Source organism: Anabaena cylindrica UHCC 0172 (assembly GCF_034931625.1).
Taxonomy (GTDB): domain Bacteria; phylum Cyanobacteriota; class Cyanobacteriia; order Cyanobacteriales; family Nostocaceae; genus Anabaena; species Anabaena cylindrica_A.
In genome coordinates, this window is record NZ_JAYGGY010000082.1 from 54,648 (window position 1) to 71,491 (window position 16,844).

Below are 16,844 nucleotides of genomic sequence, written 5' to 3' on the forward strand. Positions count from 1 at the left end.
AGTTTTGCCATTCCCCAATTACGAATTACTGCAACGATAAAGTTGATAGGGGAAGTGACCAGTGCGATAGTGTTGGGTAGGTTCTATATTACAAGTAGTTTTCCCAGCAGTAAGTGCCAACTTTGGTGGATAATCTCGTTTTTTCATGCTTGAACCTACGAACCATAAATTAAATTGAGATACATCTGCCATAGAAAGTTGAGAAAGCTTATTACTAAAGGCAGAAAAATCAGAATTTTTATCTAAAAAAACCAAACTATCTTTCTGGAATTGGCTGGCAATTTCATGGCTTCTAAGTTGTTCTAATGCCAAAGCAAAACTGAATCCCCCAGCGACATCTTGATAATTGTCATATCCCACCACTAACATTAATGGTACATTAGATTCAAAATTCATATTTTGGGCAACTTTCTCAGGTTGAAAAGGCTTTTGAAAGCCTAAATTAGAAAGCACAAAAATACAACTGATTACACCAATCAATAAAAAGATAAATTTGGAAATTTTGACCTTTTCTAAACTGGCTGCTAGTAGGGCGCAAAAACTAGGATAATAGACAAAATGATAACGAGGAACAACCGTAATATCTTTACCTAATAAATAAGCAATAAAGAAGAATTGTAATAATACAAAAAAAGTAAAACTTAAAAGTGTGAATGTAGGTAAATGAGTTGTACTTTTTAACCATAGTAACTTTAAATTTGGGAAGACTTGCCAACCAGCCCAAATCATAAATACAACCATGAGAAAACTACAGAAAATTGCAATCAACAAGGGCTGATTTTCTACTGGGAGAGTAATTATCATCAACACCCAGGTGATCAAAGTTTGATAGATAGGTTCAACATGATGAGCAGATGGCAACCAATTAGTTTCTGAACTGCGTAAATGGCTGACTATAACTAGTACCCAGGGCATGAAGCTAATAAGAATAAAACAGGTAAAGATAACTAGATATAAATAGACTTGACGGAGTTTGAAAATCTTACTTCTACCCTGATAAATTAGCAGTAATAGTGTAGCTATTTCGGCGATAAATGCTATACTGAAAAAATAGTGAACATAAAGACCGATACTATTAATAATTGCCCATAATAGCCAAACCCAAAATTGTAATTTTTGTTTATAAAACAAATCTTGCTGAATTAGCATAAGCAAGAATAATGCTAAAGTAATTATGAGCATAGGAAGGGTATAGTGCCTTGCTTCTTGGGAGAGGTAAACAGCAAAAGGGGACAATGCCATCAACAATGCTGCCATAATTCCAGATGTAGGAGAAAAAGCAATGCGATTGACTCCATAAATTGCTAGGATTGTAGCCACACCAAATAAAGCAGGTAGCGATCGCAGTTTAACCACCAAATCCATACCCAAAGGCTGCAAAAAACCTAACCAACTGTACATCCAGCAAAAAAACAGCGGTGGGTGAGTGGAATAACTAGCAAGATTTTCGGCAATTTGAGGGCAGCTAACACCTGGTTGAAAAGCAAAAACTTCCTGAATGTGGTTGAGGGGAAAGAGAACATCCAAAGGTAAATCACGGTAATTTTTACCCAAGCTAAAAATAGCCGTAATTATTTCATCAAGCCAGAGAGGTTTTAAGTCTAGATGCCAAAAGCGCAAAATAGTACCAATTGCGATCGCTATGCACACCGCAGGTATCGTTCCAGCTAAACCCAAATCATATATAAAAAGTTTGCGATTTGTCATTATTGAAATATTGATATGTCTAAAGATAATTTTACTGATTTAGTACATCAAGAAAGCCTTGAATTAGAAGCAAGTCAGCAATCCTCCTTTGCTAAATTAAACGACAACATTGTAGCCATTCGTGATAGTTTGCGACCTGGACAAAAGCAAATGGCCGACTGGGAACATGGGTCATTAGCTGTGTCAGCGGTTCCTGGTGCTGGTAAATCGAGAGGAATGGCAGATGCATCTGCGATCGCAATTGCTCGTCAATATCAACATTCCCTTTCCACAGGAAACAATTACCGTCGTCAATTGGTAGTCGTCACCTTTACCCGTTCCGCTGCTGCCAACATTAAAGCAAAAATCCGCGAATGCTTACGAGATAAATTATCTTTACCGCAAACAGGCTTTGCCGTCTATACCCTGCATGGTTTAGCCTTAAACATTGCCAGTCGCCATCCCAACTTATCCGGTTTGCAGCTAGAAAATGTCACATTAATTACCCCTAACCAAAGCCATCGTTTCATTCGTCAAGCGGTAGAACAATGGATTATTCATAATACCGAACAATATTCTCACTTACTCGCAGGTAAACAATTTGATGGTGAAGAAACAGAAAAACTGCGTCGTCAGTCAGTATTGCGAACAGAAGTATTACCAGATTTAGCTTATACCGTTATCCATGAAGCCAAAAGCTCAGGAATAACACCAGAACAATTAAAAAAATGGAGTCAAAAAACTACCGATAAGTATGCAATTTTGCAAGTTGCGGTGGGATTGTATGAGGAATATGAAAACTTAATGCGTAGACGTAGCCCATCGGATATGTCGCCAGATTTCATCGACTACGACGATATGATTTTAGCCGCTTTGCGAGTTCTAGAAAACGACAGCGCCCGTCGCATTGAGCAAAATCAAGTTTTCGCCGTTTTTGAAGACGAAGCCCAGGATTCTAGCCCGCTTCAGACGCGACTTTTAGAAATATTAGCAAGTGAAGGTGAAGGAGGCAGGGGGCAGGGAGCAGGGGGCAGGGGGCAGGGGGCAGGGGGCAGGGAGCAGGGAGCAGGGGGCAGGGAGCAGGGAGATGAAGATGATCCTGATAATTCTTTACTCAGCACTCAAAACTCAGCACTCAGCACTCAGCACTCAGCACTCAGCACTCCTAAAAGCACTCCTCAACTCAACCTAGTGCGAGTGGGTGATCCTAATCAAGCGATTAACTCGACTTTTACTCCTGCTGACCCGATTTATTTTCGGGACTTTTGTAAAAAATGTCATCTTGAACAAAGATTGGCAACAATGGATCAAGCTGGTCGGAGTACAAAGATTATTATTGCCGCAGCTAACTTTGCGTTGGAGTGGGTGAATAATCAGTGGTCAAAAATCAATAAAGGCGAAACTCCATTTTTGGTGCAGACAATTCTCCCTGTGGATATCAATGATCCTCAGACAAATGCTAATCCTGCACCAGTGGGGAGAGGACTTGAACTTTATACCCCTGTTGATATTCATCAAACAGTTGAGTTGCTTTCCCAGAGAGTAGTTGAGTTATTCACCCAAGATCCTCAATCCTGTGCGGCAGTGTTAGTGCGAGAAAATCGCCAAGGACGATGGTTAGGGGAGGCTTTAGAACCGATTTGCAAAGAACATAACATCAAACTTTATGACGTGGGAGAGAGAGAAAGACGTTCTCATGTACCCCAGGAGATTTTATCATTACTGCAATTTTGCGATCGCCCCCACTCTCCCGGAAAACTCAAAGCCGCCCTTGATGTCCTAGTCCAACGTCAATTAATTCCTACCCAAGACCTCAACGCCCTCGCTAGTATTCCAGAAGAATTTTTATATCCTGGACCCCTAGCCGCACCGCAAACAGATATAGTCCAACAAGCTGCCCATCTTTGTCGTAGTTTACTCCGCGCCCGTCTAGAACTGCCCTTGTATGAGATTATTTCCTTCTTCGCCTTAACCTTAAATTATGACCAAGCCGAATTAGCAACCGCTGACAAACTTGCAGAAAGAGTAAACCAGCAACTCTTCGGTAACACCTCAATGGAAGCAATGCTTGCCGCTTTAAGTGAAATCGTCAGTTCCGAACGATTTGAACCAGTAGATACAGAAAATCTGGACGAACAATATACCCAAGCAGGTCAACTCACAATTATCACCATGCACAAAGCCAAAGGGCTAGATTGGGATTATGTGTTTTTGCCCTTTCTGCACGAAAACCTCATTCCTGGTAGATTTTGGGTTCCACCCCAAAGCCAATTTTTAGGTGATTTTACTTTATCAGAAGTCGCTCGCGCCCAAATTCGTGCCGTACTCCACACCAAAACCATCCCCAACGTCAGCCAAGCTTGGGAAGATGCCAAATATTTGAAAATGGCTGAAGAATACCGTTTACTCTATGTTGCCATGACCAGAGCCAAGCGGCTGTTATGGATGTCTGCGGCTCAAAAAGCACCATTTACTTGGAATAAACCGCAGAATTTACAAGCTTCAGCCCCTTGTCCCGTTTTTCCAGCTTTAAAGCGCCAGTTTCCCAAAAACGTAGTTAGATAGTTTGATAATCAGCATTAGATATCCAATACTTGTCGGTTAAGGCTCAAAAGTCATTATATGGTAGGTTGGGTTGAGGCACGAAACCCAACATTATCAAGGATTTTGTTGGGTTTCGCTGTCGCTCAACCCAACCTACATTTCCTTAACCGAGCAGTATTGATTAGATATCTGGTGACAAAAAATGTAGAGACGTTGGATGCAAAGTCTCTACAAGGATTATGAAAGATCAATATTCTTATTTGGTTAATATTTATTCATATAAATTGCTTAGAAAAAGCCCTCATTTTAACAAATGATAGAAACTTTGAATTGTAGATTGGGAATATTAAAAATTAAGGTGTTTTATCTACTTAAAAAAAATATATAAGCTGATATCACACATTTTGGAAATTTTTTTATCCAATTTACAATCTTCACATAAAATTTATGCGACGCAATCCAAAACTTTATCTATACTCATCATTAGATCGTTTTAGTTGGGTTAAAAAAAGTTACACTGCCAAAATTATGTTGGTGGCTTTTTTAGGCACGCACATACCTCTTTTGACATTACTCATTAGTTTCCTCATCTCTAATTCCTTTTCTACAGAGATGACATTACGAGTTCTGTTAATTGCTCTTTTGGCTACTTTAGCGGGTACAGCCATTACCCTATATATACTCAATTACTTACTTGCTCCAGTCATTTTGACATCTAAAGCCTTACAGGACTATCTAAGCGATAAAGCTTTACCTAAACTACCGACGACATTTGTGGATGAAGCGGGAACGCTGATGGCTGATACTTCACAAACTCTCCATAAGTTAGATGAATTAATTCACTACATCACTAACTACAACAATATCACTGGATTACCTAATCGGGAGTTGTTTAGCGATCGCGTCTACCAGACCACATTACAATCCCATAGTCATGAATGGATCATAGCTTTACTTTTATTTAGTATTGATGATTTCGCTAATATAAATCATGGTTTGGGTCATGAACAATCAAATGTGCTGTTAAGACAAGTTGTGCAACGTTTAACTACCTGTATATCTCAAACAGATATGCTTGGACATATCAACAGAGAAGAATTTGTTATTGCTAGGACAGAAATACTTTCTTTTGAAAGCTTAATTAAACTATCTCAATTAATTCAGAGTAGCATTGCCAAACCTTTCTTAATAGACGGTAGCCAGATTCATATCACAGTTAGTTTTGGAATTACAATCAATAGCCTAGATCATCATGGAAGTGTAGAAAAACTTTTACAGGAAGCTGACATAGCACTTCACAAAGCAATCCAACAAGGACGTGGACAATATCAATTTTATTCATCAGATATTAATACTCAACTACAGGAGCGTCTGGTATTAGAAAATGAATTATATGAAGCCTTAGAACGTGAAGAGATATTGGTTTATTACCAACCTATGATTGATTTTTATAGTGGACAAATAGTTGCAATGGAGGCATTAGTTCGTTGGCAACATAGCACCAAAGGTTTAATTTCTCCAGCAAAATTCATTCCCATTGCCGAAGCAAATGGTTTAATTGTACCAATTGGTGAATGGGTATTGCGAAGTGCTTGCAAGCAAATACGTGCTTGGCAACTTGCTGGACTTCCCCCCATTCGTATATCAGTAAATCTCTCTGCTTTACAATTTGAACAATCCAATTTAGTAGATGTTGTTAGTCAAGTTCTACAGGAAACGGGACTAGACGCATCTTTTTTAGAATTGGAAGTAACGGAAAGCTTCTTAATAAGTAATATTCAGAACTCGATTACCACCCTTAAACAATTACGAGAACTTGGTATATTGCTGGCTTTAGATGACTTTGGTACTGGCTATTCTTCTCTCAACTACTTGAAACGCCTACCTGTTCATATCCTCAAAATTGACCAATCATTTGTCCAAGATGTCACATCTAATCCTGATAGTGCAGCGGTGACAAATGCCATTATTGCCTTAGCAAAAAGTCTGCGATTAAACATCACAGCCGAAGGAATAGAAACAGAAGAACAGTTTAATTACCTGAAAAAGCGCGGATGTGATGAAGGTCAAGGTTATTATATCAGTCGTCCTGCTCCTGCTGAGATCATAGTAGAAATGCTCAAAAACAGTTCTCAAAATCTCCAACTAGAGAAAGTATAGATAAGGGACTTTCAAATAAAAAAATCCCCAATTTGTAGGGTAGGTTAGGACTATAGTCCGTAACCTACCATAAATTTAAGGAATAATTTGGGGAACAAAATCAAGCTAAAAACAGTAAATAAATTTGTATATCCTTTTAAGTTGAGGCGGAAAACAGATTATGTCATTTCATCTGAAAAATATCGATAAACTACCTCAAACCCTTATTTTTATCTTTGTCTTAACAAGTCTGTTAGCTTGTGGCATGGATATTACTAACAATAATACATCTGTAGCTGTTCCTAGTCCACAACAGGTACAATCATCTCCAGACGATTTTCCTCAAAGCATTTCTAGAGCAGTGTTACAGGATGCATCTAAACATTCTGGGGTAAAAATACGTAATTTAAAAATTACTCAAGTTGAGTTTACAACCTTTGGAAATTCCTGTATTTTTAAGTTTGGAGAAATTTGCACTAGGGAATACAGACCTATTAAAGGCTGGAAGGTAGTTGTGCAGGTAAAAGATCAATCATGGACTTATCATGTTAATCAATCTGGGTCACAAATCTTTCTTGACCCCAAAGTGAATATATCTAAAGCTGCTCAACTGCCGAAGGATATAGCTGATAAGGTTGTGAGTGATGCTTCCAAACGCTCTGGTTTACCAAAAAATGCCATAAAAATCACTGAAGCGACACAAAAAACCTTTGGGAATGCTTGTGAATTCAATTTTGGTGAAGTTTGTACTCAACAGTATGACCCGGTAGAAGGCTGGATAGTAATTGTCAAGGTAAAAAATCAATCTTGGACTTACCACGTAGACAAAACCGGTGCAAGTATTGTCTTAGATCCTCAAGTCGTCATCCCCATAAAAAATTAATTTGGGTTTTTTAATATATAATAATAGATTGTGTCGAATCATAGCCAAAACCATGCCTAAACTCAAAACTCGTAAAGCAGCGGCGAAGCGATTCCGTGCCACTGGTACTGGTAAAATTGTCCGTCGCAAAGCCTTCAAAAGCCACCTTCTGGAACATAAGTCTTCCAACAAGAAACGTGGTTTGCGCCAGTCTGCACTTGTATGTGAACGTGATGCAGACAATGTACGTTTGATGCTCCCTTATTTGTAAAACATCACAGGTAGTTAAGATATGACTCGGGTAAAACGCGGTAATGTAGCTCGTAAACGCCGCAATAAAATTCTCAAAATAGCTAAAGGTTTCCGTGGTTCTCACTCAACTCTGTTTAGAACCGCTAACCAACAGGTAATGAAGGCGCTTCGCAGTTCTTACCGCGATCGCAAAAAGAAGAAGCGTGATTTCCGTCGTCTATGGATTACACGTATCAACGCAGCTTCTAGACAACATGGTTTAAGCTACAGCCAGTTAATTGGTAATCTCAAAAAAGCTAACATTGAACTCAACCGCAAAATGTTGGCACAATTGGCAGTTCTTGACCCTGCAAGTTTTGCTAAAGTTGCAGAAATGGCAAACGCAGTTAAAGGATAAAGGTGGCGACGGATGAATAACGGATGTAACAGATGGTCAAAAATTAATCAGTTACATCTGGTATTGTCCGCTACCTTGATGTTGATTTTCTGCCTCTGTTTTGGGGGAACTGCATCAGCCGCTACGTTGCCGGAAATTCAGCAACGAGGCTATGTAAATATTGCTGTTAAATATAACTTGCGTCCGTTGGGATTTAAGGATGATAACGGCAATTTACAAGGCTTAGAAATTGATTTAGCCAAGCGTTTGGCAGAGGAATTGCTGGGAAAATCGGATGCTGTGAAGTTTCAACCTGTTGCTAATAGCGATCGCTTGTCTGTGATTTTAAACAACCAAGTAGACATGACTATTGCCAGAGTGACAGCAACTGAATCACGTTCCCGCATAGTTAGCTTTAGTGTTCCGTATTATATTGATGGTGCAGGAATAGTTACAAAAGATACATCTATTCAAAAATTGCAAGATTTATCTAAACGTAAAATCGCCGTACTCAACAACTCCAGCACAATCGACAGGGTAAAATATTTTATACCCAATGCTGAATTAGTAGGCGTGAATTCCTACGCAGAAGCACTGGAGAAAATCGAAAATAACAATGCTGATGCCTTTGCTGCTGATACCAGTGTTCTCAGTGGTTGGGTGCAGGAATATCCCCAATATCGACTATTAAGTACTAAGCTATCTGCTCAACCTTTATCGGTTGTCATGCCCAAGGGTTTACAGTACGATGAGCTAAGGCGAAAGGTGAATGAAGCGATCGCTCGTTACACAGCTACAGGTTGGCTCAAAGAACGCGCACAATTTTGGGGGTTATTTCCTTAACAGCAGAATATGGATTAAATGAACCGCGAAGACGCGTTCGCGAAGCGTCTCGAAGAGAAGGACGCGAAGGAAGAAGGAAGAAGGAAGAAGGAAGAAGGTATTATTACAAATTATTTTTGATTGTATTGTTAATTCTTAATTTATTTATTTCCCCATTTTGCCAGAAAGTTGAATAATAGATAAAGAAAGCACTTTTTATATTTGTATTTGTAGGCAATGGATAACAATCTAGCCGTCGTTTATCTCTCAGTTTTTGTTGGTCTGCTCGCATTTGCAGGTGTGAGTGTTTTTCGAGAAATTTTCAAAACTCGCAAACTAGAAAATTCTCTTTCTAAGTTGAAAAGCAAGTTAACTAAAGAAAAAGGTACGGCTCAAGAATATTACGAATTAGCCAGTATTTATTCCGAAAAAAAAGTCTTTACTCAATCAATACCTCTATTTCAAAAAGCGCTTAAAGCCGCTGAAGAAGAGGGAGAAGAGAATATTGCCCCAGTTTACAACGGTTTGGGTTATGTTTACTTTGCCCAAGAGCAATATGACTTAGCCATTCGTCAGTACAAAGAAGCAATCAAATTGAAACCAGACTATATATCAGCCCTGAATAATCTTGGACACGCTTACGAGAAGAAAAAATTAAATTCTCAAGCACTAGAAATGTATGAAGAAGCACTGAAATTGGCTCCTAATAACGCCATTGCTAAACGTCGTGCTGAATCTTTGCGGCGTTTGGTGATTGCATAATCCAGCCAATAATTTGCAAATTATACTGCAAACGGGTCAAACTTGGACTTATGTCATACTGACCGTAACGTAGTGCAGGGAAGTATCTCGGAGATTCTAGAGCCTACGGCACGCTACGCGAACACTTCGTTCAGAATGACACTTTTAACCCGTTTTTAGTATAGTTTCTGAATCTATCGGTTTTACTATTAACACTTGGGAAATAAATAACTAAGTCCTAAAATAAGTAAACTAATGATTCAGAGACTAAAGTTTTTTGGGCTAGTTGTTGCCATCATTGTTTTCACTACAGCCACACTGGGATTTATGGGCATTTTATTTGCTCAGGAATCTGTAATTTCCCATCCTTTAAACCCATTAACCGAGGTAGAAATCAATCAAGCTGTAGACATACTCAAACAAGAAAAAACCTTGAGTGATACAGCATTTTTTCCTATGATTACTTTGCAAGAACCAGATAAAAAAGAAGTATTGAATTTTACACCTGGTAAGTCATTTGCACGCCAGGTTTTTTTATTAGTTTATGAACGTGAACTCAACAAAACTTTCACAGGAATAGTTAATCTCAACACCAAAACCTTAACTTCATGGCAAGAAAAACCTGGTGTGCAACCTGCAATTTTACCACCAGATTATGAAATAGCAAAAGAGGTCATTAAATCTGATCCTCAATGGCAAAAAGCCATGCAAAAGCGGGGAATTACAGATTTTGACCAAGTACAAATCAGTTGCTGGACAGCAGGAATACTCACTCCAGCAGAAGAAAAATCAGGTAATCGTCTTTGTCGAGCATTATCTTATTATAAAGGTAAACAAGCAAATTTTTATGCCCGTCCCATTGAAGGAGTTTTAATCACAGTTAATTTAAACAAAGGTGAAATTGATAGTTTTGTTGATAACGGTGTCGTTCCTATTTCTCAAGAAAACTGGGACTATGATCTAAAATCTTTCAGTAAATTAATTCCACCACCAAAACCATTAAAAATTATTCAACCTCATGGTCAAACCTTCAAAATTAAAGGTAACGAAATTAATTGGCAAGGTTGGAAATTTCGTTATTTCATGCATCCTCGTGAAGGTTTAGTTTTATATCTTGTTAATTACAACGACGGCGAAAAATATAGACCAATTTTATATCGTGGCAGTTTGTCAGAAATGGCAGTTCCTTATGGTGATTCCAATCCTAATTGGTCATTTCGTAACGCCTTTGATGTCGGAGAATATAACCTCGGTTTGTTAGCTAATAAAATGGAACTAGGTCAAGAAATTCCTGAAAATGGGGTTTTACTAGATGCAGTATTTGCTAATGGAGAAGGAGATGCTTATACAATGCCTGGGGTGATTGGCATCTATGAAAGAGACAATGGTGTACTCTGGAAACATTTTGAATACAACAGCCAAAAAAATTATGTACGTCGTAGTCGTGAATTAGTCATGAAGATGACCACGGCTGTTGATAATTATGATTACAGCATTAATTGGATCTTTCATCAAGATGGTACTTTAGAAGTCCAAAATGAATTAACAGGTATTGATTTAGCACAAGGAACATCTGCACAAACACAAACTGAGAATAAGTCTTTTGGCAGATTATTAGCTAAAAATATTTTGGGAATAAATCATCAACACTTCTTCAACTATCGTCTAGATTTAGATGTAGATGGTCAAGCTAATTCTGTGATGGAAATGAATGTTGAAGGCTTACCAATCAGTGATAAGAATCCTTTGGGAAATGCCATTACTGTAGAAGACACACCATTAAAAACAGAAAAAGCTGCTGTCCGTGATTTAGATATCAAACACAGTCGAGAATGGATGATTGCTAGTGCAGATAAACAGAACAGTTTAGGTGTTCCTCCTGCATATATGTTGATGCCAGGAGGAAATACTATTTTGTATGCTGTAGAAGGTGCAAAGATCCGCGAAAAAGCTGGTTTTGCAACTCATCATCTTTGGGTGACAAAATACAAACCTAGTGAAATGTATGCAGGGGGAGATTATCCCAATCAAACAAAACTAGGAGAAGGTTTACCAAAATATGTTGCTGATAATGAATCTTTGCAAAATGAAGATATTGTTGTTTGGTACACAATGGGAATGACTCATGTTCCTCGTCCAGAAGATTGGCCGGTGATGCCACGACATCAAGTAGGTTTTAAGTTGATGCCGAGGGGGTTTTTTAGTAGGAATCCCGCAATTAATTTGAGTGAGTAGATTAATCTAACACTTGTAGATCCTCCTAAATCTTCCTTAAAAAAGGGGACTTTGAAAAATTTAGCCCCCTTTAAGGCAATACTTGTCGGTTAAGAAAATGTAGGTTGGGTTGAGCGACAGCGTAACCCAACAAAATCCTTGATAACCCACATTCCGCAGGTGTTTTTTGAATTTTTGGAATTATCCATAACCCAATGAGAATAAGGCTTTCAGACGATTACACGCAATTCTATATTAGGGCGATGCCTTCGGCGCGGCGTAGCCATCGCAGCTCTACCTAAAGTTAGAATCAAGCTTATTGAGAATAATGTCAATAAATTAGTTGGTTTGAGATTAAATTCATTGAATACCGACCTAGATAGCAAAAAGCATGAAGTGGTTATTATGATTGGGTTTTAGCTGTTTTATGAAATTCTTTTTTTGACAAAATAACCTGCTGGGGAAAATATTTTGAGTATATTTACTCATGCTGAATGTGGGTGATAATGTTGGGTTTCGTGCCTCAACCCAACCTACCATATAATGACTTTTGAGCCTTAACCGACAACTATTGCTCTAAGAGGGACTTTATTGGTTAATTTCCATTTTTTAAAGTATCCCAGTGATTTTCAGAGCCATTAGTCATGAACTGGGATTTTTGAGTGGCACTATTAGGTAAACCACGACCAGAATTGCCCTTTGCAACTGCTTGCCACCAAGGTGAGTTCATAGCGGTATGAGGACGGATGAGAGGCTGCTGCTTTGTTGCTGTATAAAGTAAAGATTGCAGAATCATGCTGTTAGTGCTGCTTGTGGAACCAAAGGCAGTTTTGCCTGTTTTTTCATAAAAACCTTCATAAAACCCCAGCAAAGGGTTATATAAGTCAGTTGTTGCCTTGATTAATTCCTGGGTATAGCTATCTTCTGGCAGCAAGGCATAATAGGCAAATGCCACAGCCGAACTGACTAATCTGCCTTCTGGTAGTGGTTTACCATCATCACCTAATGCCACCCAAGGCTGATTTTGACCGATAATTGAACTGTGGATGGTATAAGGTTGACGCTCGATGAGAGTGGTAGCTGAGGCTGTAAGAGTCCCAGTATTACGGTAGCGTTGGGCTTGAGCCTGATAGACGGCTGTAAAGAGCGATCGCATTTTTGGATCTAAACCAAACTCTAAGGCATACAGTAAGAACGGATTGCTAACTGTATATTGGTTAACTTTTGATTTTGTATCTGTACGCATCCGTTCAATAGGAACTTCCACCCCTTCCACTGAGGCTGTTTTATATTCACCACCAACAGCAGATTTATCAACATTAAACCCCCATAATTGAAAACCGCGTGCAGCATATTCTTCATAACCTAAACGGGTTTCCGGATTAATGCGGGGAAGCGATCGCCCATTTTTATCTTTGATGACATTGGCACTGGAAAGAATACCTTCCCGCACCACCCGCAAGTATGACCAATCGAGAACTATTTGATCTACAACTTCTATATATTCTGGATGATCTGTCTTTAAGCTATAAAGGGCTGTCAATAGTCTGCCCACATCTAAAGATGACCAACCAGTCCCTTCAGGAACGGGATTTCCACCATAATCAACTGGTTGCAATGTACGCGGATCATAACCCCGACTTGGTAATTCCCCTGAATACAGTGGTATCTGAGCTAAAGCCCCTAACAACTGTCGGATACGTTGATCAAATTCTTTGGGAGAAATTATCTCCATTGCCCATGCTGCATTGAGTGCTGAGAGATAATCTCCCAAACCCCACAAAGTTGAACCTTTAATATCAGAGCGATCGCTTACCAGTCCAGTTGCAGCCTGAGAATTAGCTACAAAGTAGTTCCAGGCGGCTTGAGCATAGCGGCGTTGGACAACTGTTAAAGGTTTAGGTAACCGTGTGGATGGCTGAGGATTGCCCACTGGTGGAATAGGTTTAACTATCGCTGGACTAGAAGCTGTATTAGTTTTAGCAGGTGTAACGGCTATAGGAATAGGATTTTGGATTGGAGTTTTGGAAGTTTCTGTAGGTGGAGTTGAAGCCGGTGGAGTTGAGGCTGGTGGAGTTGAATCTGCTGGTGAAGAACTACCAGACGGCATTTTTGCAAAACTCACCCCACTACTGCCAATCAGAGGTTGATTTCCTCTGGCTTTGTAATATAAAATCTCCATGATTAGGCCATTAGTATTGCCAGTCAGGGATTTATTAGGTTGTTTAGTTTCCTCATACAGTCCAGCATAGAAACCACCACCTTGAGGATCACGTAAATCCTTGACAGCATCAAAAACTTTTTGGGCGTAGGCATTATCTGGGTAAAGATAGCGCCAACCAAATGCTGCTTTAGTGCTGATGCTTCGCAACTGTGGATAGGGCTTATTTTCATCTGTAATTGTTGCCCAAGGCACGCCATTAGAGTAAACAGTGTTGTAGAGAAAATAAGGAGCTTGATCTATGTTGTCTTCAGAAACAGCAGTCAGTTGTCCTGTAGACTCGAAGCGACGCTTTTGGACTTCCAAAACATCAGCAGCATATTTTTTTAAATAACTTTCTAAGCCAAATTCAATACCATCGAGGATGTAAGATTCACTGACTACATAATTATTAGCATTAGTGGTTTGAAAGTCACGGCTATCTACAGGAATTTGCACACCGTTCACTTCGACAAATTTAAAAGGCTCTAGTTCCACAGCTTTGGGGGCTTTAAATCCCCACAGTTCATAACCCCTGACAGCATATTCTTCATAACCAAGCCGCCCTTCTTGTACCAACAACGTCTTACCATCAGGTAAAACAACTGCTCCGTAGAGTTGGTCATCTTTGAGCGATCGCGCCACTTGCCACTTAGCGATAATTCCCTTCAGCCAATCGTTATATTGAGGATGACAAGTCCCAATAATATGAAAAGCCGCCAGGATACGTCCAATATCTAAAGCTGACCAACCAATCCCTTTTTCGAGAGGGTTGTTACCATAGTCGGTCATCTGTCCATTGGCGGTATTATAGACCTTATTCGGCAAGGCATTTTCAAATAACTTGAGATTAGCAAAATTAGTCAGAAACTTGTTCAAGCGGGAGTCGAATTCAGATTGGTTAATCATATTCATCCACCGCGCTGCATTTAAAGCCATCAGGTAATTACCAATATCCCAGAGAGTACCAGAGGGATAACCGCCGGTAGAATTGGTAAACCCGGTATTTTCCTGATAGTTATTGACAAAATACTGCCAAGCTGAACGCGCATAAATCTGTTCTTCTGGTGTGAGAGGTGCTGTAATTTGACTACAGCTATTAGCATTTGCAGGAGAATTTTGAGCTAAAGATACAGTTGGTATAGAAAACAAAAATTGCAGAAATGCCCCACTGAGGAACAATGCAATCCATCTTACTAATTTGTGGTGACGGCGTTGTTGCATATTTTACAAATAAAAGTTGGTGATTTGACTGAAGACTTAAAAGCAATTATTCAGTAAATATTTCCATTTTGGACTATGATTTCATTCATGATGTAAACAAAATTATCGAAAACAGATGAAAAATTAATACACTAAAAGAAGATAAAATTTGAAGCAAGGACTCAGATTAAATACTAAACTATGATTTTAGAGATTTAACGGTCTAGTTTGTGTATAAATAAATCACAAATCAATACAATTATAATTGTATACGAGATAATTTAATAGTTCCTGAGAATTTTACTTAGTATAGGTTAAATTTATTACTCAGATAAACACGGATTTAATAAGGACAACAGACATGATTTTAGAACTTGTATCATATCCAATCACTAATAAACAACCTTTTGTTTGTACTATACAGGTGTATTCATGTGTTCCTGTCCTAATTATTGCTGCCCCTGATAACTTTTATCCTGAACCACAGTTTCCAGAGTCTTCGACTCCACCAAAACCTATTGCACCTGTAAAACCAAAATATTCACCTCCTGCAACTACTCCATCATTACTGACACCACAGCCAAAAATACCAGATGTCCCTTTTGGCAATATATCGCCAAAATTGACTAAAGAAGCTGATAAAATTGCTGCACAAACTGCGTGGAAATACTTTGAACGTAACTGGAATCCGCAAACAGGTTTAGTTAATTCGGGAGATAATTACCAATGGACAACTTGGTGGGATCAGGGTAGTGCTTTATTAGGTATTCATGCTGCTAGACAATTAGGTTTATTACCAACTGACTTATTTAAACAACGCATGAATAGGCTGCTGGAAACTTTGGAAACTTTACCATTACCAGCTACAGGTTTACCCAACAAAGCTTACAGCACCAGCACAGGTCAAATGCTATCGCTCAATAATACACCAGATCCACAGGGGAAGAGTGGTTGGTCAGCTTTGGATTTAGCCAGATTTCTGTTAGCGTTGGATGTGATGCGATCGCATTATCCTGAATATAGCGATAGGATTAATCGGATAGTTGCTCGTTGGAATTTATCGAAACTAGTTAAAAATGGGTGGCTGAATGGTGCATATTTCCCAAAAAATGGCCAAATTATTGAGGTACAAGAAGGAAGATTGGGTTATGAACAATATGCAGCTCATAGCTTAAAGCGGTGGAATATTCATGCCGATAAAGCTCTTTCTCATTCACAAATCCAACATTCACAAATCCAAATAGTTGAGGTAGATGGAATTAGTCTCCAAGTTGATAAACGCAACTTGAAAAATTCCGGTGCTACCAACTACCTCACAAATGATCCGTATCTACTTTGGGGTTTAGAACTAGGTTGGCCGGATTCTATTCAGCCTCAAATCCAAAACCTCTTAAAATTACAATCACAAAGATTTAAACGCACAGGTATTTTAACTGCTGTCAATGAAGATTCCTTAGATCGTCCTCCTTATTTTTTATATTACAGCGTCTACGCTAACGGTCAAACTTGGCAAGCTATCAATAGCAGTGAAAAAACCTATCCCCAATTACGATTTCTCAGTACCAAAGCTGCATTTTCTTGGTCAGCTTTAATAAATAATGATCCTTACACTCAAAAATTACGAGCATATGTTCAGGATTTAGCTGATAAAAATCGCGGCTACTTTTCTGGAAAATACGAAAATCAAGACCTGGGTATAAATAAATCTATTGATGTGAATACTAATGCTGTGATTCTAGAAAGTCTACTTTATCAAGCAAGAAACAAACAACCACTAATTGATTAATTTAAATGTTATTTTTGTT

Annotated in this window: 11 protein-coding genes; 9 read left to right on the forward strand and 2 right to left on the reverse strand. The window is 38.9% G+C overall.

The features are described from left to right. Positions 1-18: 18 nt before the first annotated feature. A complete protein-coding gene (locus VB713_RS16880) occupies positions 19-1,707 on the reverse strand; it encodes a glycosyltransferase family 39 protein (RefSeq protein WP_323312677.1) in 1,689 nt (562 codons plus the stop codon). Between the two features lie 15 nt (positions 1,708-1,722). Between VB713_RS16880 and VB713_RS16885 the strand changes: the two genes are divergently transcribed. The 8 genes from VB713_RS16885 (at position 1,723) to VB713_RS16920 (ending at position 11,657) form a co-directional block, all read left to right on the forward strand. Next, positions 1,723-4,251, forward strand: a complete 2,529-nt coding sequence (locus tag VB713_RS16885) for an ATP-dependent helicase (protein WP_323312678.1) — start codon at positions 1,723-1,725, stop codon at positions 4,249-4,251. A gap of 426 nt (positions 4,252-4,677) precedes the next feature. Then, positions 4,678-6,390 carry a bifunctional diguanylate cyclase/phosphodiesterase gene (locus tag VB713_RS16890; protein WP_323312679.1) on the forward strand — a complete coding sequence of 571 codons (1,713 nt, stop codon included), beginning with the start codon at positions 4,678-4,680 and terminating at the stop codon, positions 6,388-6,390. A 160-nt stretch (positions 6,391-6,550) separates the two neighbouring features. After that, positions 6,551-7,252, forward strand: a complete 702-nt coding sequence (locus VB713_RS16895; RefSeq protein WP_323312680.1) for a hypothetical protein — start codon at positions 6,551-6,553, stop codon at positions 7,250-7,252. 52 nt (positions 7,253-7,304) lie between these two features. Continuing rightward, positions 7,305-7,502 (forward strand): 50S ribosomal protein L35, encoded by a 198-nt coding sequence (rpmI, locus tag VB713_RS16900; protein WP_015217014.1) that lies wholly within the window; start codon positions 7,305-7,307, stop codon positions 7,500-7,502. A 21-nt stretch (positions 7,503-7,523) separates the two neighbouring features. Beyond that, entirely contained in the window at positions 7,524-7,880 is a 357-nt protein-coding gene (rplT, locus tag VB713_RS16905; RefSeq protein ID WP_015217013.1) for a 50S ribosomal protein L20, read from the forward strand. Positions 7,881-7,892: 12 nt separating this feature from the next. Continuing rightward, positions 7,893-8,702 carry a transporter substrate-binding domain-containing protein gene (locus VB713_RS16910; RefSeq protein ID WP_323312681.1) on the forward strand — a complete coding sequence of 270 codons (810 nt, stop codon included), beginning with the start codon at positions 7,893-7,895 and terminating at the stop codon, positions 8,700-8,702. A gap of 216 nt (positions 8,703-8,918) precedes the next feature. Further along, positions 8,919-9,443, forward strand: coding sequence for a tetratricopeptide repeat protein (locus tag VB713_RS16915; protein ID WP_323312682.1), 525 nt, complete (start codon positions 8,919-8,921; stop codon positions 9,441-9,443). Positions 9,444-9,677: 234 nt separating this feature from the next. Beyond that, positions 9,678-11,657, forward strand: a complete 1,980-nt coding sequence (locus tag VB713_RS16920) for a primary-amine oxidase (RefSeq protein ID WP_323312683.1) — start codon at positions 9,678-9,680, stop codon at positions 11,655-11,657. A gap of 574 nt (positions 11,658-12,231) precedes the next feature. Here VB713_RS16920 and VB713_RS16925 read toward each other — a convergent pair. After that, on the reverse strand, positions 12,232-15,060 hold the full coding sequence (locus VB713_RS16925) for a DUF3131 domain-containing protein (RefSeq protein WP_323312684.1): 2,829 nt from the start codon (positions 15,058-15,060) through the stop codon (positions 12,232-12,234). A 340-nt stretch (positions 15,061-15,400) separates the two neighbouring features. Between VB713_RS16925 and VB713_RS16930 the strand changes: the two genes are divergently transcribed. Next, positions 15,401-16,825 carry a DUF3131 domain-containing protein gene (locus tag VB713_RS16930; protein ID WP_323312685.1) on the forward strand — a complete coding sequence of 475 codons (1,425 nt, stop codon included), beginning with the start codon at positions 15,401-15,403 and terminating at the stop codon, positions 16,823-16,825. Positions 16,826-16,844 lie beyond the last annotated feature (19 nt).

Bases quoted from the DNA above. Each gene is read 5' to 3' on its own strand.
- VB713_RS16880 (WP_323312677.1), bottom strand. From the start codon at position 1,707: ATGACAAATCGCAAACTTTTTATATATGATTTGGGTTTAGCTGGAACG.
- VB713_RS16885 (WP_323312678.1), top strand. From the start codon at position 1,723: ATGTCTAAAGATAATTTTACTGATTTAGTACATCAAGAAAGCCTTGAA.
- VB713_RS16890 (WP_323312679.1), top strand. From the start codon at position 4,678: ATGCGACGCAATCCAAAACTTTATCTATACTCATCATTAGATCGTTTT.
- VB713_RS16895 (WP_323312680.1), top strand. From the start codon at position 6,551: ATGTCATTTCATCTGAAAAATATCGATAAACTACCTCAAACCCTTATT.
- rpmI (WP_015217014.1), top strand. From the start codon at position 7,305: ATGCCTAAACTCAAAACTCGTAAAGCAGCGGCGAAGCGATTCCGTGCC.
- rplT (WP_015217013.1), top strand. From the start codon at position 7,524: ATGACTCGGGTAAAACGCGGTAATGTAGCTCGTAAACGCCGCAATAAA.
- VB713_RS16910 (WP_323312681.1), top strand. From the start codon at position 7,893: ATGAATAACGGATGTAACAGATGGTCAAAAATTAATCAGTTACATCTG.
- VB713_RS16915 (WP_323312682.1), top strand. From the start codon at position 8,919: ATGGATAACAATCTAGCCGTCGTTTATCTCTCAGTTTTTGTTGGTCTG.
- VB713_RS16920 (WP_323312683.1), top strand. From the start codon at position 9,678: ATGATTCAGAGACTAAAGTTTTTTGGGCTAGTTGTTGCCATCATTGTT.
- VB713_RS16925 (WP_323312684.1), bottom strand. From the start codon at position 15,060: ATGCAACAACGCCGTCACCACAAATTAGTAAGATGGATTGCATTGTTC.
- VB713_RS16930 (WP_323312685.1), top strand. From the start codon at position 15,401: ATGATTTTAGAACTTGTATCATATCCAATCACTAATAAACAACCTTTT.